This window comes from Trueperella bernardiae (assembly GCF_030246965.1).
GTDB lineage: Bacteria > Actinomycetota > Actinomycetes > Actinomycetales > Actinomycetaceae > Trueperella > Trueperella bernardiae.
Genome location: NZ_CP127099.1, coordinates 136,774 through 154,997, shown reverse-complemented (window position 1 = coordinate 154,997; position 18,224 = coordinate 136,774). Strand labels below are relative to the sequence as shown.

Sequence of the window (18,224 nt, the reverse complement as noted above, 5' to 3'; positions counted from 1 at the left end):
CCATGAATCCCCCAATTCCCGATTACCCCACCCTGTTCTTCTTCGAGGTGGGCGAGTGGTGGGACTACGCGATGCTGCTCGTGGTCATCGCCGGGCTCGCCTTCACGGCGTGGCTCGCGCAACGTAGCAAGTACGTGGCGCTCGCCGTGTTCATCGTCATCCCGGTCACACTCACGATCTTCGTGTGGCCCACCTCCACCCAAGGCACGGAGGCCGCCGGGTGGTTCGCGATCGTCAAGCAATACTCGGCGCTCGCCGGATCACTCAGCTTGGTGGCCCTGCAGTACGTGAAGAAACTGCAGACCAACAAGTGGTACCTGCTCATCCCGCCACTGCTGCTGGCCGTCAACATTGTGGAGGCGGTCATCCGCGACTTCCAGTGCTACTTCATCCACGGCGCCGACCCCGTGACCGGCCAGTGGACGTGGGGCGGGCCCTGGAACATCATGAACGGCGTGGCCGGGATCCTCAACCTGCTGATGATCTCCGGTTGGATCGGCATCTACGTGTCCAAGAATAAAGACAAGGGCATCATCTGGGGCGACCTCACCGTGTGGTGGATCATCGCCTATGACCTGTGGAACGTTGCCTACGTCTACAACTGCCTCTCGGACCGCGCGTGGTACTCCGGCGTGGCACTCCTGCTGGCCTGCACGATCCCCGCACTCATGTGGTTCGGGCGCGGCCAGTGGATCCAGTACCGGGCCTACACCCTCACGTTCTGGTCCGCGATCGTGCTCACCTTCCCGCACTTCATGCACGATTCCATGTTCGCCCACCGGCACAGCCAGAACCCGCACGCGATGTTCCTCATCGCCGCACTCGCCCTGGCAGCGAACGCGGCGCTGTTCATCTACCACTTCTACCGCGTGTTCAAGTACCGGCGGAACCCACTCACGCAGGAGGTCTACTCCGACACCCCCACCTACATCACCTGGGTGCACGACACCGCCACTCCCGAGGCGCAGGACCGGATCGCCGCCCGCCTGGGCAAGACACCCGAGGAAGTGGGCTATCGGTAACGGCCAGCGCGTGGCCTGACCGGGCTTGTGCGTGACCTGACTGGCCTCGTCCCGCGAAGGGACAGGGTTGGCCCTGCCGGCCGGGCTGGCCGGGCGCGGCCGGCTACCAGGCGCGGTCTGGGCCGGGGGGGGTTAGCGCAGGCGGTGGCCCGACGCGATCGAAATCCGGTTGTAGGCGCCGATGAGGATAATCGACCACTCCAGGGCCGAGACCTGCTCCGGGGTGAAATACTCGAGGGCGGCGGCGATCACGGCGTCGCGCGCCTCGGGGCGCTCCAGGGTGGTGAGAGCCTCAGCCAGCTCGAGGATCGCACGCTGCTTGGGCGTGAACGGGGAGCCGGCGTCACGCCACGCGGGCAGGACGTCGATGTGGCGCTGGTCCATACCGGCCTCGCGCAGGGCGGGGACGTGGACGCCGAGGCACGCCACGCAGCCGTTGATCTGCGAGACGCGCACCTTCGCCAGCTCGACCTCCTCCGCGGTGAGGCCTGCCGCCTCCCACGCCTCGCGCGACTTCATCGAAGCCGCGTTGAGAGCCTTGTAGACATCCGGGGTTGCCTTGGCAATGTCGATTCGGGTCATTCTTCTCCTTCGGTCAAACGCGAGGTCGTTCGGGGAACGCATGCATTCTACGGGCGCGCGCCCACCACGTTCGCACCCTGTAGCCGACCACGGGCGGATTTCATTCCCGCGATTCACTAATCAAAAACGACGTCCGCGCCCGCACCCGCGGCCACTCCCGCCAGGCACATCTCTACCTGCGCGCGGGTGGTTTTGCCCTCGTGGAGCGGGGGAAGCTCGTCCAAGCCGAAGTAGCCCGAGTCGATCGTTTCTACATTCGCCTCAAACTGGCCGCCCATCACGTCGCAGGCCACAAAGATCTTCCAGATGCTCCACGGCAGCTCGGGCTGGTTATGCTTGGCTCGGTCCTGGACGGCGAGCACACGCCGGGGCACCACGTCCAGGCCGGCCTCTTCCTTGGTTTCCTTGGCCACGTTCTGCCCCAGGGTCAGGCCGATGTCGGCCCACCCGCCGGGCATCGCCCATCGGCCGGAGGCCTCCTGCACCAGCAGGATCTTGCCCTCGCGCACGATCACAGCCCGGGTGTCTAGCTTCGGGGTTTGGTAGCCGTCCTCGTTGCAGAAAAGCTCAGCCACCTTCTCCACCGGCACGTCGGTGTAGGAGGCGAGGATCTCCGCCGAGATCTCCCGCAGGCGCGTATACCGCTCCCTGTCGAAGACGTCCGTGGCGTAGGCCAGGCCCGTCTGGGCGATTGCTTGGATTTCGGTGGCCCACGTCAGCCATTGCTCGTTCATGGGATCAGCCTACCCAAGCCCGCCCAGGCCTCCGCCACACGCGCGATCATGGCCACCCGCGCCTCGACCCCGGCGTCGGCGGGGACCTGGATCTTGACCCCGCGGTAGTCTTCGGTGCCGCCCCCGGCCGCAATGAAATCGCGGACGCGCCGCGGGGTGAGCAGGCTTGAGGGCTCATCCACGCTGAGGGGCAGGTGGGTGTCAGCCCAGCCGGCGCCGTACGCGGTGGCCGCCCCTCCCGCGCCCGAGCACATGAGCCCGGCGAGCAACCCGTGCTCGGCCAACAGCGCCGCCTGCGCCTCGGGCCGGCCGGGATCCTGGGACTCGATCACCGAGCGCCCCCAGTTCAGCGCGATCTTCACACCGACTTGCCGGGCCACCTCGATCTCTTCCTCCAGGCTGAGGAAGTTCTTCTCTCCCGCCCCCGCGCGGCCGCGGGCGTCGCAGTGCTCGATCACGATCTCCACGCCGATCCGCTCGGCCTCGGGCAGCAGGTCGCCGAGCGAGGCCACCAGCGCCCCGGCATCGGCCGTATGGCTCGGCGCGGAGTGTAGCTCCACCCGCCGCACCACTCCCCCGGCGGCATCATTCAGCGACTCAACGGCGCCCAGGATCTGGCGCGCTTGAGTAAGCGCGGCGGTCCGGGCAGCGTCATCGGGACTCCCCAACCCGAACCCGGGCCAGGAGCCGAGCATCCGCATCGTGTCGGGGATCGCGGTCACCACCGAGTCCGTGAAACGGCCGGCGAGCTGGCGGGCGAGCCAGGCGGGGTCGGGGTCGAGGGCGTCGGTGCGCCACGGGATCTCCAGGCCGGTGGCGATGGGGGCGAGCGCGTCGAGGAAGGCTTCTTGTTCGGCGCGGGTGGCGGGCATCGCCGCGTAGGCTCCAACGATCATGTCAGTCCTTTCAATCCTTCCAATCCTCTCAAAGCCCCGGTTAGCGGGGGCGGACGGAGAAGGCGAAGTCGCCGGTGGATTCGCCGGTGATCATGGGCGGGTGCAGGTCGCGCATGCGTAGCACGCGCCGGCGCCCGACCAGCCAGTACAGCAACGCCAGCGACACCACGGCGATCAGCGCGAGCACCCCCACCGACCCCCAGTACTGGGTGGCCGTGCCGCCGGAGATCGCCACGCGGAAGGCATCTACCGAGTACCGCATCGGTGAGATGGACGACAGCCCGCGGTAGAAGGAGTTGAGCATCTCCGTGGGGAACGTGCCGCCCGAGGCCGGCAGCTGCAAGATCAACGCCACGAGGAACACGGCGCTCTGCGGCGAGCCCAGCCACAGCCTTACCAGATAGCCCAGCGCCATGAAGGCTAGCGCCGCCACGATCAGCAGCAGGATGAACCGCCACGGGTGCACCGGGTGTAGGCCGAGCAGGCCCCACACGCCCAGGCCCATGATGAGCGAGGAGGCCACGCCCATCACCGCGAATGGCGCAAACCCGTGCATCATCGTGGCGAAATTGCTGGCGCGGGAGAGCACGAGCCGCCCGGGCATCGTGCGCATCACGAGGAAGAAGGTCACGGAGGACACCCACAGGGCGATCGAGAAGAAGAATGGGGCCAGGCCGCGCCCGTAGGTCTCCGCGTCGTTGTCGGTGATCACGCTGATGCTGACCGGGGAGGACATGATCTCAGCAAGGTGATCCACTTCGGAGTCCGTGAGCGCGGGGATCTGCGCCACGCCCTGCTCGAGCCCGTCGGCCAGGGTCGCGGCGCCGGTGTCGAGCTGCTGCATCGCAAGGTCGAGCTGGGACACGCCGCTGACCAGCTGCTCCAGCCCCGCCACAGCCTCGGGCAGCTTGCCACTCAGCCCCGAGATGAGGGTGGTGAGCTGGGTCTTACCCTGGTTGATTTGTTCCACGCCGGCGTTGATGTCCTCGGCGGAGGAGCCGAAGCTCCGCAGCGCGGCATCGAGGCTGTTGAACGACGAATCGATCGCCGCCATCGCCGCATCCGCCGCGTCCACGGCCGCCTTCGTGGCGTTGTAGTCGAGGTTCGCCTGCAGGCTCGAGGTCAGCCTCAGCTGCCCGGACACGTTCGCGGACAGGTCGCCCAGCAACGACGACGACGCTGCGATGTCCTCCTGCAACTTCGCCAGGAAGGCGGGGTCGTTTGCCAGGTCGGGGTTGGCAGCCATTTGGAGGAGGGCCTTGTCGACGGCGTCGAGAGCGGAGTTCGTCTTCCCAATCGTCGAGTTTGCGTTCCCGGACAGTTCGGCGCTGAGCCCGCCGAGGTTGACGGCGTCGTCCTGGAGCTTGGGTAGGTTGTTGTTGACGTAATTGCGTAGCGGGCCGAGCGCGGCCTTGACGTTGTCTTTGCCCACCTGCACGCCGTCGGCCACGTTCTCCAGCCCGACCACGGAGCCCGTGGCGCCGGACACGCCAAGCAACACGCTGGTGGCGCCCCGGTCGAGGGTGGCCATCGCGTCCGACAGCTGCGCCATCTCCTCCTGCATCCCTGGCACGTCCAGTCCGGAGAGCGCCTCGTTGAGCGTGGATACGCCGGTGGCGGCCTGGGTGAGGCCGTCGGAGAGTTGGCGGGCGCCGTCGGCGGCGGTGGTCATGCCATCGCGGATGACGGACAGCTGCCCGAACAGGGTGGAGAAGTACGCCTCGCCCACCGCGGCGTTGACCTGCTCCTGGATGAGCGCCTGCATCTGGGACAGGAGGGAGCCGGCGATGAAGCCGTTGGCGTCGTCGCGGTGGAAGGTGATGGTGGCGCGTTCGGGTTGGAAGCGCCCGGCGGCCACGAGGTTCGCGGAAAAGTTCTCAGGCACGGAGACGATCATGTAGATCTCACCCTCACGCAGCCGCCGCTCGGCCTCGGCCTCGTCGTCCATGAACTGCCAGTCGAAGCCGTCCTGGCCTTTGATCGCATCTACGAACAGGGAGCCGGCGTCGATGGTTTGCCCGTCGAAGTCCACCGCCTTGTCCGAGTTGACGATCGCCACCTTGACCTTGTCGATCTCGTGGTAGAGGTCCCAGTTGGCGTGCAGGTAGATGCCGCCGTAGAGGGCGGGGACGATGAGGATAAAGACGAGGGCGATCACGGGGATGCCCCGGAAGTGCTTGAATTCGAGGGTCGCGGAGCGCAGCGGCTTCATTATTCTTCCTCCTCGTTCACGACGACGTCGCCCCCGGCCGCGTCCGCCGGCTTGGCCTGTGTCGGCTCGGCCTGCGTCGGCTCTCCGACGGTTGCGACCACCACCTCGTCCTGGTCCGGGTCCAACGGCGCGATGACCTCGGGTTCCTCGATGGCCTCGTCGATGGTGACGGGCGGCTCCTCAATCTTGTGGATGCGCGTGACCTTCGTGGGCACGAGGTGAACGCGGACCGCGCCGACGGGCGCCGCGTTGGCATTGGAGGCGCTGACGACGATGACGTTGTTATCCATCGTGGCAAGCTTTTGCAGGGAGGCCAAGAGGGTGGCGGCGTGGTGGGCGGGCACGTCGTGATCCACCCCGTCCACGACGATAACCGCCGCCGGCCGCAGCATCGCCAGCGCCGCGCACAGCATCGCCTTCTCCGCACCCGGGAGCTCTTGGTAGAGGGCGCCTCGGTCGATTCGGTAGCCGAGGAAGTCCTCGATCTGCTCCGCGCGCTCGACGGCCTGGCGGATGCTCATACCGTCCTGGACCGCGCGCTCACCGATAAGTTCACCTACCGTGAGGCGGTCATCCGGGGCGGCGTACTGCCCGATCCGGCCCACCGCGGCACACTGGAGGACGGCGGAAAGCTCGGTGTCGGCGTCGTACCCGGCGATCTCAAGCCCGCCGGTCACGCGGCGCAACCGGCCGGCGAGCGCGAGCAACAGGGCCGAGCGGCCCGAGCCGGAGGTGCCGTGCACAATGCAGAGCGTGCCCGGGGCGAGCGCGAGGTCGAGCGGCCCGAAGATCGGACCGTGCACCGAAGAAGCAGCGAGGCGAATGGCACGAAGCACGCTGCCGTCGTCGTTAAGCGAATCAACTTGGACCTGTTGCTTGCGTCTCATCTGATTTCCTACTCTGACCAGCATTAACGTCGGAAGTCTACCGCCGTGAAAAATGCCCTCGAAACTTGTTCGCCGCGCGCGTTAGTTGCGCATCCCGTGGACGGGTGCGGGGATGAATCCGCCGCGTGCCACGAACTCGGCCGAGGACACGGCGCGTACGGGCATGACGGGCGCGTAGCCGAGTAGCCCGCCGAAGTCCACCTCGTCGCCTTCCGCGGTGCCGGGGGCGGGGATGACGCGCACGGCTGTCGTCTTGTGGTTCATCACCCCGATTGCGGATTCGTCGGCGATCATGCCGGCAATTGCGGCGGCGGGGGTGTCGCCGGGAATGGCCACCATGTCCAGGCCGACCGAGCAGATCGCCGTCATCGCCTCCAGCTTCTCGATCGAGAGGGTGCCGGCGCGGACGGCGTCGATCATGTTCGCGTCCTCCGAAACGGGGATGAACGAGCCGGACAGCCCGCCCACGCGCGAGCAAGCCATCATGCCGCCCTTCTTCACCGCGTCGTTGAGCAGGGCGAGCGCGGCGGTGGTGCCGTGAGCGCCCACGCGCTCCAGGCCCATGGCCTCGAGGATCGCGGCCACGGAGTCGCCGACTTCGGCGGTGGGGGCGAGCGAGAGGTCGACGATGCCGAAGGGCACGCCCAGCCGTTCCGCCGCGAATTCACCCACGAGCTGGCCGGCGCGCGTGATCTTGAAGGCGGCCTTCTTGATCTCCTCCGCGATCTCGTTGAGCGGCGCGCCGCGCATGGGTTCAATCGCGTTGGCGACGACGCCGGGGCCGGATACGCCCACGTTGATCACGGCGTCCGGCTCCTCCACGCCGTGGAAGGCGCCGGCCATGAACGGGTTGTCCCCCACCGCGTTGGCGAAGACCACGAGCTTGGCGCAGGCGATCGCGCTGCGGTCGGCCGTGAGCGCGGCGGCCTCCTTGATGACCTCGCCCAGCAGGGCCACGGCCTCCATGTTGATGCCGGCGCGCGAGGAGGCCACGTTGACCGACCCGCACACCACATCCGTGTCGGTCAGGGCCCGCGGGAGGGAGGCGATGAGGGCGCGATCGACGTCGCTCATCCCCTTGTCCACCAGCGCCGAGTAGCCGCCGATGAAGTTGACGCCCACGGCCTTGCCGGCCCGGTCGAGGGCGTGAGCGATGTCGACGACGTCGCCCTCCAACCCCGCCGCCACCAACGCGATCGGGGTGACCGAGATGCGCTTGTTGACGATCGGGATGCCAAGCTCGCGCTCGATGCCCTCGGCGACCTCCACGAGGCGCGCGGCCTGGGTGGTGATGCGCTCGTAGATCGCTTCGCACGTGGCGGCCATAGTGGACCGGCGGCAGGACAGGAGCGAGATCCCCATCGTGACCGTGCGGATGTCCAGGCGGTACTTTTCAATCATCTCCACCGTGGACAGGATGGACTGCGGACTCGAATGGAAAGCCACGGCGCACCTACAGTTCGTTCATTGCTGTGAACAGGGCCTCGGACTGGACCCGGATCACGGTAGACTGCTCGCGTTCGACGGCGGTCAGGGCGGCCTGGAGCTCGTCGATCGAGTTGGAGACCTCCACGCGGAGGATCATGGTGAAGAATCCGCCCATGAGAGTCTGGGAGATGTCGAGGATATTGGCCTTGTGTTCCGCGAGCGCGGTGGTCACTCCTGCGACGATGCCCGGGTGGTCCGAGCCGGTAACGGTGATGATTGCGTACATTTTTCCATTCTATCGCGCTGGCCTGGGAGGTCATATGGGCGCATGGGCGGGATGGTTCGGCGCCCGGGTTTAGGCGCGGGATGACGCGCGGCTGGCGAGGATGAGCGCGGAGACGAGGCCGACGCCGAGCGCCACGGCAGAGCCGGCGAGGGAGATGCTGGTCGCCGTCGCGAAGGATTCGGTAAGGGCGGCGTGGAGGGCCGCGGGGTCGGGGGCCTGGGCGGCGAGCTGAGACATGGCGGAGCCGGCGGAGGTGACGGTGGCGTCGGTGATGGCGCTGGCGCCGGCGGCGGGGATGCCGAGGTCGGCGAGCTTGGCGGGGAGGAGGACGGTGAGGCCGGCCGCGAGCGCGGAGCCCGCCACCGCCGAGCCGAGCGAGGAGCCGAGCTGGCGGAACGTCGTCTGCGTGGCGGATCCCATTCCGGAGCGCTCGATCGGCACGTCGGCCAGGACCACGGAGGCCACCTGCGCCGAGGCCAGACCCATGCCCAGCCCGTAGCCGACCAGCACCGCCGACATCGTGATCGCCGACAGGTCCGCGTGCAAGATCGCGGCGAGTACCGCAATGCCGGCGACTTCCAGTACCAGCCCGACGACGACCGTCCAGGCCGCGCCGATCTGCCCGGCCACGTGCCGCGCGGCTGCCCCGGAGAAAAACGCGCCGATAGCGAGCGAGGCCAGCACCCAGCCCGCTTCGATCGCGCCGAAGCCCTGCACGTTAATCAGGAACAGGGGAAGGACGAACAGGGCGCCGAACTCGCCCATCGCCACCATCATCGCGGTGACGTTGCCGTTGGTGAAGGAGGAGAGGGTAAAGAGGCTGACGTCGAGGAGGACGGCCTGGCCGGCGCGGCCACGGCGAGCCTGGTCCCAGACGAAGAGGGCGAGCAGGGCCAGCCCGAGTGCGATCGCGACGAGCGTGGGTGAGACCCAGCCGGCGCGCCAGGTGAGAGGGCCGAGGGCGGCGTCGTTCTTCATGCGGACCCAGCCGAAGGTGGTGGCCTCGATGAGGCCGAAGACGAGGGTGGCCATCGCGGCGGCGGACAGCGCCGGGCCGCGCCAGTCGATCCCGACACGGGCGCGCTCCCCGGCGGGCAGCACGCGCAGGGCGAGGGCGAAGATGACCGCGGCGATCGGCGGGTTGATGAGGAAGATCCACTCCCAGGAGAAAGTCTGGGTGATCCAACCGCCCAGCAGCGGGCCGATCGCGGCCATTGCCGCCATGACTGCGCCCCACATGCCGAAGGCGGCCGCGCGGGAGCTGCCGCGGAAGGTGGCGTTGATCGTGGACAGGGTGGAGGGTAGCACGAGCGCGCCACCCAGGCCTTGCAGGCCGCGAGCGAGGAGGAGGGTGGCGGCCGACGTCGCGAGCGCGGCCAGGAGGGAAGACGCGGCGAACACCGCGAGGCCCGCGAGGAAGACCCGCTTGGTGCCGATCCTGTCGCCGAGCGTGCCCGAGGTTAGGAGCAAGGAGGCGAAGATCACCGAGTACAGGGAGGTGACCCACTGGGCTTGGGTGAGGGTGAGGCCGAGGTCGGCGATGATCGTCGGGATCGACACGGCCACCACCGTGGAGTCCAGCACGATGAGGGAGACACCGAACATGACCACGCCGAGGATGAGCCAGCGGTTGGGCGGGGTTGGGGCGGCGCGGCTTGGTGCGCCGGAGGTGGCGGACGCGGCGGGAGTTTCCGTGTCGGGAGCGTCGTGGGCGGCGCTGCGCGTAGTGGTCATGGATGAACCTTTCGATGATCGGCGGCGCGGCCGTCGAGGGTGCGACACGGTGTCGCACCTCTCCATTAAACACCCTGCGACAGGGTGTCGCAAGTACCGGCCGGGTAGCCGATCGTGGCACAATGGCAGGCGTGAATAACCCCTACCACGAACAGCTCGCGAGCCGCCGCGCGCAGACCCTCGCGCAGATCTACGACGTCGCCGAGGCGATCATGAGTTCGGGCGCGGAGCTGACCGCGGGCGCCGTGGCCGACGCCGTGGGGATCAAGCGCAACTCGCTCTACCGCTACATCGATTCGATCGACGACCTGCGGGCCCGCGTGGTCGGACGGCACTTCCCCGCGTGGATCACGGCCGTCCGGGAGGCGGTGGACGAGGCGCGGGCCGGGGCGTCGGATACCGAGCCAGCCGAGGCTAGCTCTGTGGCTGAGCGCACGGGCGCGGGGATGACTGGCACTGCGGCTGCCGGCACCGCCGAGCGCGGGGCGCGGGCTACGGTTGCTTTTGTGGAGGCGAACCTGCGCCAGGCCACCCGCAGCGGGCACGGCTGGCTCATGCAGCTAGGCGCGGGGATCCGGCGCTCGCAGCTGGAGGGCGAGAGCGGCGGGCACGCCGTGCTGGACGACATGCTCGCCGAGCTCGTGGCCGAGGCGCTGCCGCAGGTTAAAGCCGAACGGCGGGCGATCGTGGCCGCCCTCATCCGCGGGCTCATCTCCACGGGCTTCACGCTCATCGACGCGGGCGGCAGCGAGGACGTCATCGAGGAGGCCACGCAGGCGACGCGGGCGATACTGGCTCGCGCCTACGGGAGCATGGTCCGCACGATCGACCCGTTCGCGTCCACTTCGAGGTAACCACCCTCGTCGTACTCGTTTTTTAAGTACACCCGGAAATACGGGACGTCCGTGTCGTCGCGCTCAATGATGATGTGGGTGGGCTCGGTGCCCTCAGCGCCAGCCTCGGCCATGATGCGTTGCCCCTCGGCGATCATGGCGAAGGTGGCCTCCCAGTCGACGTCGTTGATCGTGAAGCGCCGCCCGGAGTCCACCTTCGTGGGATCGGCGGGCGCGATGCGCGCCACGCGCCCGTCAGAGTGCGTCACCTCAACAGTCTCGCTGCGTCCACCCTCCTCGCGGAACGACTCCACGTTAAGCCGCCCGCGGAACACTGTGATGCTGACCATCTCGGTCAGACCCACCTCGTCAAGGGTCTCTTGGACGGCGGGCACGAAGCGATCGAGGGCGAAGTAGTAGGTTTCGCGGGCGGCGTCGTCGAGCTGGGCGAACTCGGTCGACGTCGTGACCTCGCCCTTGGGCGTGAGGAACACCGTCTCGGACCCGGTCTCGTCTCGGAACACCATGCGCACCTCAAGCGCAACCGAAATGGGAAGGAGCCGGGCCACCGAGACCCTCTCGATCTTCGGGTCGGCAAGCCCCAGCTCGCGCGCCACGTTTTTCGCCTCGGGGATGGCTCGGATGATCTGCGACCAGTTCGTCCCCAAGCTGAAGGCCGCCTCGTTGAAATCAAGCCCGGGCTCACGTATTTTGACTGTTCGCGAGATGACTTTGCCGCCTCGCACCACCACATCATCGATCTGCGCCCCGCCAAGCGCGGTGGACGCGTCAGCGTCGAGCTTGATGTCCGCGAACGCAACCTCGATCACCTGGTCGTGTCCGAGCTCGCCCTCCAGCACGTCGAGCGCCTCAAGCAAGGGCACTTCTTCGAAGAGGTAGCCGTCGTCGATTTGCTGCACACGCCCGTCGTACTTGCCGACCATGTACTTCAGGCACGGCACCGGGTCCGACGTCGACAGGAACGGCGCGCCAACAGCGCCGACCACGAACGCCAACACCAGTACCCACCACCTCCGGTGGAACTTGGTCGGTGCACGCCACTCTTCGAGCGGTTCGGCGTAGGCCACGGCGTCGGCGTTTAACGCCTGCGACGCGGGCGGAACCTCATCGCCAAGGAGGACGTGGATGTTGCTGTATTCCTCGTACGGGTGCGCGACCGCCACGAGGGCCCCGGTCTCCACCTCGTGCAGGTCAAGGAGGGACACGATGTCCTTCGCCGCTGCCACGAAGAGCAGCACGCGAGTCACGGTTCAGAATTTTTCCGAGCCGGTCGTAGCGAAGGCGAGCGATGAGGCCAGGCCACCCAGAACCAGCGCAAAGAGCAGTCGTCCCATGCTATTGCACGCTAAGGCGCCAATGTGAACGCGAGGTTACGGGTTTTCGGTAGCCGTGCGACCAGCCACCGGGCGCTAGCCCATCGGCGTCGCGAGGAAGGCCCGCATCGCCTCCTTCACGCGATGCCACGTGCGCGAGGACGGCACCGACAGCGCCCCGTGGAAGGTGCCCGGGAACATGTGGAGTTCGACAGGGACGCCGGCGTCGGCGAGGTCCTGGGCGAGACGAAGGCCCTCGTCGCGAAGCGGATCGGCCGGGTTGACCACGATAAACGTGGGCGGCATGAGCGCCGCGGCCCGCCGTGAGGGCACGTAGGGCGGGGTGACGCGCGGGTCGCCGAGGTAGTGGCGCCACGACGCCGCCGACGCCTCCCGCGTCCAAATCGGCCCGTCGCGGTAGGTGGCGAACGACCCCGTATCCATCCCCGGCTCCAGGCACGGTTCGAGCACGAACGCGCGTTCGATCCGCACCGGCTCGCCGCTTTCTGCCAGCAGGGCGATTGCCTGTTGTGCCAGGCCGGCGCCGGCGGAGTCGCCCAACACGTACAGCGGCAAGCCCGGGTAAGTCTGGGCGAGGTAGCGCAGCGCGTCGGCGCAGTCGGTGGCGCCCGCCGGCCACGGGTACTCCGGGGCAAGCCGGTAGTCCGGGCTCGCCACCACCGCTCCCCCGAACAGTTCGACCAGATCGGCGTTGCGGGCGTCGTCGAACCGCGCCTCACCCGCCACGTATCCGCCGCCGTGGATGGACAGCACCGCCGCGGTCGGCTCCCCGTCGCCCCGCAGGCACCGCAGGGGCACCGCGCCAACGACGACGGTCTCCACCGTCACGCCCGCACCCGGACTCGCGCCGCCGAAGGCGTCCTCTCCCTGCCGGCGAACCACGTGGTAGCGGGCCATGTCTTGTGACGGCGTCGTGTCGAGGAGGGAGGCCAGCTCGTCGGCGATGTAAGGGGCCGGCTGCGGGTCCTGCCCGTGGCGGCCGAGGAACTCGTTCACGACCTGGTAGAACTCCTTGGGCCGGTCGCGGCGGACCGTGTGGGTGGCGTCGGGGATGAGCGCCGTGCTGAGGTGCGGATTGGCGAGGGCCTCGGCCTGGGCAAGGCCGGCCGCACCGAACAGGACATCGCCGCCGTCGCCCGTAAGGAGAAGCGTGGGCACCGCGAGCTCGGCCAGGAGCTCCCGCCCGCGCCCACTCACCACGCCCGTGGCCAAAAAGCGCCGGTCCACCTGCGCCTTCCCCTGCGCCCACGCTCCATACTCGGCGGCGGGCCAGGCTGGGTATGACGCCTTCAGCTCGGCGATCGCGTGGCTCGGATCCGCGGTGACGGCATCTTGGTGGACGACGCGCTCGCGAGCCGTGTCAGCGTAGGCCTGCCGCTGGGTGTCGGTGAGGAGCGCGGGGTCCTCAAGCACGAGCGCCTGTACCAGGTCCGGCACCTCCCGCGCGATCGCCGCCGCGATCGCCCCACCCATCGAGTGCCCCATCAGCACCACCTTCCGGCTCACCGCGTGGCGGGCCGCGTCGATGACGACCGCCCGGGCCGCCGCGACGAGAGCGGTGAAGGGGTCGGCGAGGTCGTCGTCGTGAAACCGACGCGACAAGCCGTGACCGAGGGCGTCGACCAGGTAGACGCGCCACTCGGTCCCCCATCGGCGCGAGATGCCGGACAGTGCGGCGGCGTTGTCGGTGACACCATGCAGCGCGACGATCACGCCCCTTTCCTCGCGGCCGGATACCGAATACGACGCTGCGTTGCTGATCATGGGGGTTCCTTAGCTCGTGGGCGGGCGCTACAAGTCTAGACCGAAAGCGGGGCGCGGCGACGTGGGGGCAACCGGGTTGAGACAAGGTGGACGATTCTGGGGCGATCTTTCTACATACGAAGATCGCCCCAGAATCGTCCAGTGAATTCAAATCGCCGGGGCGGGGCGGCGCCGCGCTATGCGCGACTATCCTGGCCGTCGCCTCCGAGGAGCTTCCTTCCCTCGATCACGAACCCATCTGTGCGAGTGCCGGTGCATTCCTCCGGGCTCGCAACGGAGTCGACTCCGACATAGCGAGAACTACCCCCGCCCGGCGCTTCAAAGCTCAGAATCCCGTACCTCTCACACCACTTCACCCGCCGACCAGAGTCAATCAGCGCCTGCACATAGGACGGTTCATGGTTCCAGCCACGGACGGTATCCCCGTCGACGACGAAGACGATAAAGTCTCCATCCTTCTCGACCTTCTCCACGTCCCGCCACGTGGCGGTCCAGCTGTGCCTCGCCCGGATGTAATGAATGTCGTGAGCCGTCAGGAAACGCCCACACTTCTTCGGGGTGGGCAGGTTTGCTTCTTCTTCGATGTTCCGCATGGGGAACTCCTTCATTGATCGCTCTTTCCCGGAGGCGAATTCCACCCGGGACAGATCTTCCTTCGGGGGCACCGTGCGCGACGCGCGGTTGCCAGTCAGTCTGCCGAAGGGCTTGCGACTGATCTTCTTGATCCACGCAGGACTGTATCACACCAAATCGAGCAAGGGGAAAGCCGAGTTGGGTGCCGCCCCCAACCCCGAGGACCAGCCACCCAGCGGGCAGCCATCCAGCGGCAACCCACCACCTGCCGGTCCACAGGCCGGCCCCCACCGGCCAGCCGCCGGCATCCACCGCCGGCCCCGCATCGGTCATCCGGTTAGTCATTCCCGGGCACGAAAAAGCCCGGAAACCTCAATTTCTCGCGGTTTCCGGGCCACCTGTTATGTAACTGCCGAAGACGATACAAAATGCTGATCGCAGAGCCAGAGGCGACGGAGGGCTTTTCGCTTGACAACAAGCCAAACTGCACCTGTGGGTTTCTCAGCCCCTGGCATTCGGGCTGCTTGTCCAGCTTGCGAGTCTCAGATCGTTGCTGGCTCCGCGGCCAAACTGACCCGCCGTAATACGCTACTGGTTCCTGCCGTGTGAGAGTTGGTTCATTGCAGCTGGTGGGGTGCCGTCTTTCGCCCTCACGTGAGCTACGGACGGTAAAATTGGTCAAGGTGTGTTTAGAATCCGCCAGGGCGAATGAGGTAGTGAGGCTCCGACTTGTCGATCGAGATACGTTCACTCACTATGCCATTCACAAATATGAGCCGGCATTGGAGTGGGTTGCGTCCCTTAGTGTGGTGTAACGCTTGCTGATGGTGGGCCCCGGAAATAGTGGGGCGGCCATCGTCAGTAACCTTCGACTCAACTACCACATCTCACCGAAAGGCACGTAACGATGACCGCTGCACCGCATTCTATCGACCCGACAACCTATCTGGATGATCTGCTGGCCCAAGCATCCCCGGATCTGATGCGGCAGATGCTGCAAGGCTTTATCAACCAGATCCTCTCCGCCCAGGCTGACACCGTCTGCGGGGCTGAATACGGTGTTGTATCCACCGAGCGGGTCAACCACCGCAACGGGTACCGCCACCGCGACCTCGACACCCGTGTCGGCACAATCGATGTGGCAGTACCGAAGCTGCGCCACGGCGCGTTCTTCCCGGACTGGCTGCTCGGGCGACGCTCACGTGCCGAACGCGCACTATCGACCGTAATCGCGGCCTGCTATCTCAAAGGGGTTTCCACCCGCCGAATGAACGATCTGGTGGCAACACTTGGGATTTCCAACATGTCGAAATCCCAAGTCTCACGCATGTCAGAAGAACTCGACGAGATGGTCGAAGACTTCAAAAACCGCCCCCTGAACCCCGGCGGGTACGCCTACCTGTCCTGCGACGCATTGACGATCAAAGTGCGTGAAGGCGGCCGGGTGGTCAAATGCTGCCTACTACTTGCCACCGGTGTCAACGCCGACGGCTACCGCGAAATACTCGGCATGCATGTCGCCACCGCGGAATCCAACGCGTCGTGGAAAGGCTTCTTCCAGGACTTAAAAGCCCGCGGGCTTCGTGGTGTCTTCCTTATCACCAGTGACGCCCACGAAGGCATCCAGCACGCTATTTCTGAAGTGCTGCCTGATGCGTCGTGGCAGCGGTGCCGGTGGAGTGCCTCAGGTTTTTAGGTGCAGGTGACTTGAGTGTTGTCCATTGATGTCCTGCCCGGTGGGTAGGGGGAATGGATGAATGGTGAAGAAGTTTAGTAAACACACTCCTGAGCAGATTGTTCGCAAGCTTGATAAGGCCCGCGAACTCAGAGAATCAGGGTCGACCACAGCTCAGATCTTGACCGAGCTGGGTATTAGCGAAGCGACGTTGAACAGGTGGCAGGCGACGTATGGTGCGATGAGCAGGAGCGAGGCGAAAGAGTTGCAGCGTCTGCGCGATGAGAACACGCACCTGAAACGGCTACTGGGTCAGGCCGAGCTGGAAAAAGCAGCATGGAAGGAATTGGCAGAGGGAAACTTCTAGGCCCGGCTCGCCGTCACGATGCCGTGTGGCATCTGGTCGAGCTGGGCTATTCCCAGAGACTGGCGTGCAAGGTTGTTGGGCTCTCACGCTCAGCCTACCGGCGCGCTAGAGACCGCGATCATGGGCCTGATAAGTATGCGGGTCTGCGTCAGTGGATGCATGAGTTCGCTAAGGATCACCGCCGGTGGGGACACCGGCGCGTCTGGGTCAAGGCTCTTGGCCTGGGCTACGGGGTGTGCCGGGAAACATTCCGCCGCTTATGGCGCGAAGAAGGCCTGCGCGTGTTGCCACGGAAGAAGCGCAAACGCGTCGATGGTAGCGGCTGGGTGGATGTGCCTGCGGGGCAATACCCGGGTGATGTGTGGGCGCTGGATTTCCAGTTCGACTCGACCTGGCACGGCAAGACGATCAAGATCTGCAATATTATCGATGAATATACCCGCGAACACCTCACCTTCGCAGTCGATAAGAAACTTGATGCGGGCTCGGTCATCGAGCTGCTCGACCTAGCCTCGCTTGCACATGGCGGACGCCCGCGGGTGATCCGGATGGATAACGGGCCCGAATTCATCGCTCAGGCTCTCAAAGACTGGGCAGCCGAGGACGAGACGATCCAAGCCTTCATCCCGCCAGGCGAGCCGTGGCATAACGGGTTCGTTGAGTCTTTCCATAACCGGATGCGAGACGAGCTCCTCGAAGACAACAGTATCGAGGACCTTGATCACGCCCGAACCCTCGTGGCACAGTGGTCACACCGGTACAATACCTTCCACCCGCACTCTTCCCTGGGCTACCTCAGTCCACGGGAATACGCGGAACAATGGAAACAAGAAAACACGGTCAACGCTTAAACCACGTGGACCTAATTCTTAGGCCACCCCAGTCCCGAAGACACAGTGGCCGATGGTCTCTGCGATGTTCCAGACAATCTTCCAGCAACCCGACGCTCAATCCACCTGGGCACAAGCCCGCGAAGTCGTTGATCTACTGGAACCAAAGTTCCCGCAGGTTGCGGCCTATCTAGAAGAGTCGCTCGATGACGTGTTGGCGTTTACCACAGCGCCGAAACCAGTCTGGACAAAAGTATGGTCGAACAACCCCACCGAAAGGCTCAACCGGGAGATCCGCCGACGCACCGATGTTGTAGGCATCTTCCCGAACCGCGAATCCATCATCCGGCTCGTCGGCGCGATCCTAGCCGAACAGCACGACGATTGGATCCAGCAAAAACGCTACATGTCACTATCGGCACTCGAACACACCAAATACCTCATGGACCAAACTGGAGGTGAACATGGTGAGCATCACCAACTAACCGCCTAACCCAAAACCCCCAACTTCATACCGAGCCGAAAGCACAAACGGCTACACCACTACACGGGACTTGACCTGCCTGCTTCATCTCAATCATTACGACCGTCGCCGGTTCCTTCCTCATAACAGTCTTCAAAAGCCAGAATGTCGTTGGGTGAACAATCCAACGCTTTACAAATCCGCCCAAGTGTCGCGGTGGTAACCGTCTGATTTCGACCCAGCTTCGTGATGGTTGATGAGCTCAGACCGGCAAGGTCTTTAAGCTCGCCCTTCCGAATTCCTCTGTCGATAAGCAACTTCCAGAGGTTTCTATAGTCCTCGCGAGGCGCGTTCGATGTGTCAACCATGCAGCCAGAATACCATATCGCATGACTATTCGTGCGATACAGTCAGCTTTGATCAAGGTGCACATTTGGGTATCGCATGACGCCCTACCGATACTTTTTACACCCTCGGGTGCTGCGGTGACTCGCAAACCCGGATCAGCTCTGCCCGGAGATCCTCAGCGGTCGCTTTGCGTCCTTTCAAAACGCGAGAAACCCCTCGAGCTGCGTCTCTGCGC

The 18,224-nt window shown here is 65.7% G+C and carries 15 protein-coding genes, 2 pseudogenes and 1 riboswitch; of the genes and pseudogenes, 5 read left to right on the top strand and 12 right to left on the bottom strand.

What is annotated here, in order from left to right:
* The first annotated feature begins 2 nt into the window (after positions 1-2).
* Positions 3-1,022 (top strand): DUF5692 family protein, encoded by a 1,020-nt coding sequence (locus tag QPC17_RS00760; RefSeq protein ID WP_101923809.1) that lies wholly within the window; start codon positions 3-5, stop codon positions 1,020-1,022.
* A 132-nt stretch (positions 1,023-1,154) separates the two neighbouring features.
* Here the strand turns inward: QPC17_RS00760 and QPC17_RS00755 are convergent, their stop codons facing one another.
* From QPC17_RS00755 to QPC17_RS00720, 8 genes are all read right to left on the bottom strand, one after another.
* On the bottom strand, positions 1,155-1,604 hold the full coding sequence (locus QPC17_RS00755; protein ID WP_068539302.1) for a carboxymuconolactone decarboxylase family protein: 450 nt from the start codon (positions 1,602-1,604) through the stop codon (positions 1,155-1,157).
* A gap of 116 nt (positions 1,605-1,720) precedes the next feature.
* A complete protein-coding gene (locus QPC17_RS00750; RefSeq protein WP_276786886.1) occupies positions 1,721-2,338 on the bottom strand; it encodes an NUDIX hydrolase N-terminal domain-containing protein in 618 nt (205 codons plus the stop codon).
* The gene (locus QPC17_RS00745; protein WP_276786889.1) at positions 2,335-3,234 is read right to left on the bottom strand and encodes a DUF4862 family protein; all 900 of its coding nucleotides are present in this window, start codon (positions 3,232-3,234) and stop codon (positions 2,335-2,337) included. The genes QPC17_RS00750 and QPC17_RS00745 overlap by 4 nt, the downstream gene beginning before the upstream one ends.
* Positions 3,235-3,274: 40 nt before the next feature.
* Complete coding sequence (locus tag QPC17_RS00740) at positions 3,275-5,446, bottom strand: YhgE/Pip family protein (protein ID WP_285347360.1); 2,172 nt, start codon at positions 5,444-5,446, stop codon at positions 3,275-3,277.
* Positions 5,446-6,333, bottom strand: coding sequence for an ATP-binding cassette domain-containing protein (locus QPC17_RS00735; protein WP_062613966.1), 888 nt, complete (start codon positions 6,331-6,333; stop codon positions 5,446-5,448). The genes QPC17_RS00740 and QPC17_RS00735 overlap by 1 nt, the downstream gene beginning before the upstream one ends.
* Before the next feature lie 81 nt (positions 6,334-6,414).
* Complete coding sequence (locus tag QPC17_RS00730; protein ID WP_070445768.1) at positions 6,415-7,734, bottom strand: PFL family protein; 1,320 nt, start codon at positions 7,732-7,734, stop codon at positions 6,415-6,417.
* A 52-nt stretch (positions 7,735-7,786) separates the two neighbouring features.
* Positions 7,787-8,047, bottom strand: coding sequence for an ACT domain-containing protein (locus tag QPC17_RS00725; protein WP_062613964.1), 261 nt, complete (start codon positions 8,045-8,047; stop codon positions 7,787-7,789).
* A gap of 69 nt (positions 8,048-8,116) precedes the next feature.
* Positions 8,117-9,781, bottom strand: coding sequence for an MFS transporter (locus tag QPC17_RS00720; RefSeq protein WP_285347359.1), 1,665 nt, complete (start codon positions 9,779-9,781; stop codon positions 8,117-8,119).
* 131 nt (positions 9,782-9,912) lie between these two features.
* Here QPC17_RS00720 and QPC17_RS00715 point away from each other — a divergent pair, with 131 nt between their 5' ends.
* Entirely contained in the window at positions 9,913-10,635 is a 723-nt protein-coding gene (locus QPC17_RS00715) for a hypothetical protein (RefSeq protein ID WP_285347358.1), read from the top strand.
* On the opposite strand, the gene QPC17_RS00710 is transcribed toward QPC17_RS00715, so the two are convergent.
* The 3 genes from QPC17_RS00710 to QPC17_RS00700 all read right to left on the bottom strand — a co-directional run bounded on the left by QPC17_RS00710 (position 10,584) and on the right by QPC17_RS00700 (position 14,326).
* A complete protein-coding gene (locus QPC17_RS00710; protein ID WP_285347357.1) occupies positions 10,584-11,882 on the bottom strand; it encodes a hypothetical protein in 1,299 nt (432 codons plus the stop codon). The genes QPC17_RS00715 and QPC17_RS00710 overlap by 52 nt on opposite strands.
* 162 nt (positions 11,883-12,044) lie before the next feature.
* Positions 12,045-13,733 (bottom strand): alpha/beta fold hydrolase, encoded by a 1,689-nt coding sequence (locus QPC17_RS00705; protein WP_068539317.1) that lies wholly within the window; start codon positions 13,731-13,733, stop codon positions 12,045-12,047.
* Between the two features lie 176 nt (positions 13,734-13,909).
* On the bottom strand, positions 13,910-14,326 hold the full coding sequence (locus QPC17_RS00700; RefSeq protein ID WP_285347356.1) for a hypothetical protein: 417 nt from the start codon (positions 14,324-14,326) through the stop codon (positions 13,910-13,912).
* A gap of 15 nt (positions 14,327-14,341) precedes the next feature.
* Positions 14,342-14,459: riboswitch (SAM riboswitch) on the bottom strand.
* A gap of 754 nt (positions 14,460-15,213) precedes the next feature.
* Here QPC17_RS00700 and QPC17_RS00695 point away from each other — a divergent pair.
* The 3 genes and pseudogenes from QPC17_RS00695 to QPC17_RS00685 form a co-directional block, all read left to right on the top strand.
* Positions 15,214-15,981, top strand: a pseudogene (locus QPC17_RS00695) (IS256 family transposase); the annotation flags it as partial.
* A gap of 82 nt (positions 15,982-16,063) precedes the next feature.
* A protein-coding gene (locus QPC17_RS00690; RefSeq protein WP_285347355.1) for an IS3 family transposase occupies positions 16,064-17,199 on the top strand; the annotation gives its coding sequence in 2 pieces (ribosomal slippage) (positions 16,064-16,334 and positions 16,334-17,199; 1,137 coding nt in all).
* 31 nt (positions 17,200-17,230) lie between these two features.
* Positions 17,231-17,671: pseudogene (locus QPC17_RS00685) on the top strand (transposase); the annotation flags it as partial.
* A gap of 80 nt (positions 17,672-17,751) precedes the next feature.
* Here QPC17_RS00685 and QPC17_RS00680 read toward each other — a convergent pair.
* Entirely contained in the window at positions 17,752-18,009 is a 258-nt protein-coding gene (locus QPC17_RS00680; RefSeq protein ID WP_285347354.1) for a helix-turn-helix domain-containing protein, read from the bottom strand.
* Positions 18,010-18,224: the final 215 nt, after the last annotated feature.

Bases quoted from the DNA above. Each gene is read 5' to 3' on its own strand.
- QPC17_RS00680 (WP_285347354.1), bottom strand. From the start codon at position 18,009: ATGGTTGACACATCGAACGCGCCTCGCGAGGACTATAGAAACCTCTGG.
- QPC17_RS00745 (WP_276786889.1), bottom strand. From the start codon at position 3,234: ATGATCGTTGGAGCCTACGCGGCGATGCCCGCCACCCGCGCCGAACAA.
- QPC17_RS00725 (WP_062613964.1), bottom strand. From the start codon at position 8,047: ATGTACGCAATCATCACCGTTACCGGCTCGGACCACCCGGGCATCGTC.
- QPC17_RS00705 (WP_068539317.1), bottom strand. From the start codon at position 13,733: ATGATCAGCAACGCAGCGTCGTATTCGGTATCCGGCCGCGAGGAAAGG.
- QPC17_RS00760 (WP_101923809.1), top strand. From the start codon at position 3: ATGAATCCCCCAATTCCCGATTACCCCACCCTGTTCTTCTTCGAGGTG.
- QPC17_RS00750 (WP_276786886.1), bottom strand. From the start codon at position 2,338: ATGAACGAGCAATGGCTGACGTGGGCCACCGAAATCCAAGCAATCGCC.
- QPC17_RS00700 (WP_285347356.1), bottom strand. From the start codon at position 14,326: ATGCGGAACATCGAAGAAGAAGCAAACCTGCCCACCCCGAAGAAGTGT.
- QPC17_RS00755 (WP_068539302.1), bottom strand. From the start codon at position 1,604: ATGACCCGAATCGACATTGCCAAGGCAACCCCGGATGTCTACAAGGCT.
- QPC17_RS00735 (WP_062613966.1), bottom strand. From the start codon at position 6,333: ATGAGACGCAAGCAACAGGTCCAAGTTGATTCGCTTAACGACGACGGC.
- QPC17_RS00720 (WP_285347359.1), bottom strand. From the start codon at position 9,781: ATGACCACTACGCGCAGCGCCGCCCACGACGCTCCCGACACGGAAACT.
- QPC17_RS00740 (WP_285347360.1), bottom strand. From the start codon at position 5,446: ATGAAGCCGCTGCGCTCCGCGACCCTCGAATTCAAGCACTTCCGGGGC.
- QPC17_RS00730 (WP_070445768.1), bottom strand. From the start codon at position 7,734: ATGATTGAAAAGTACCGCCTGGACATCCGCACGGTCACGATGGGGATC.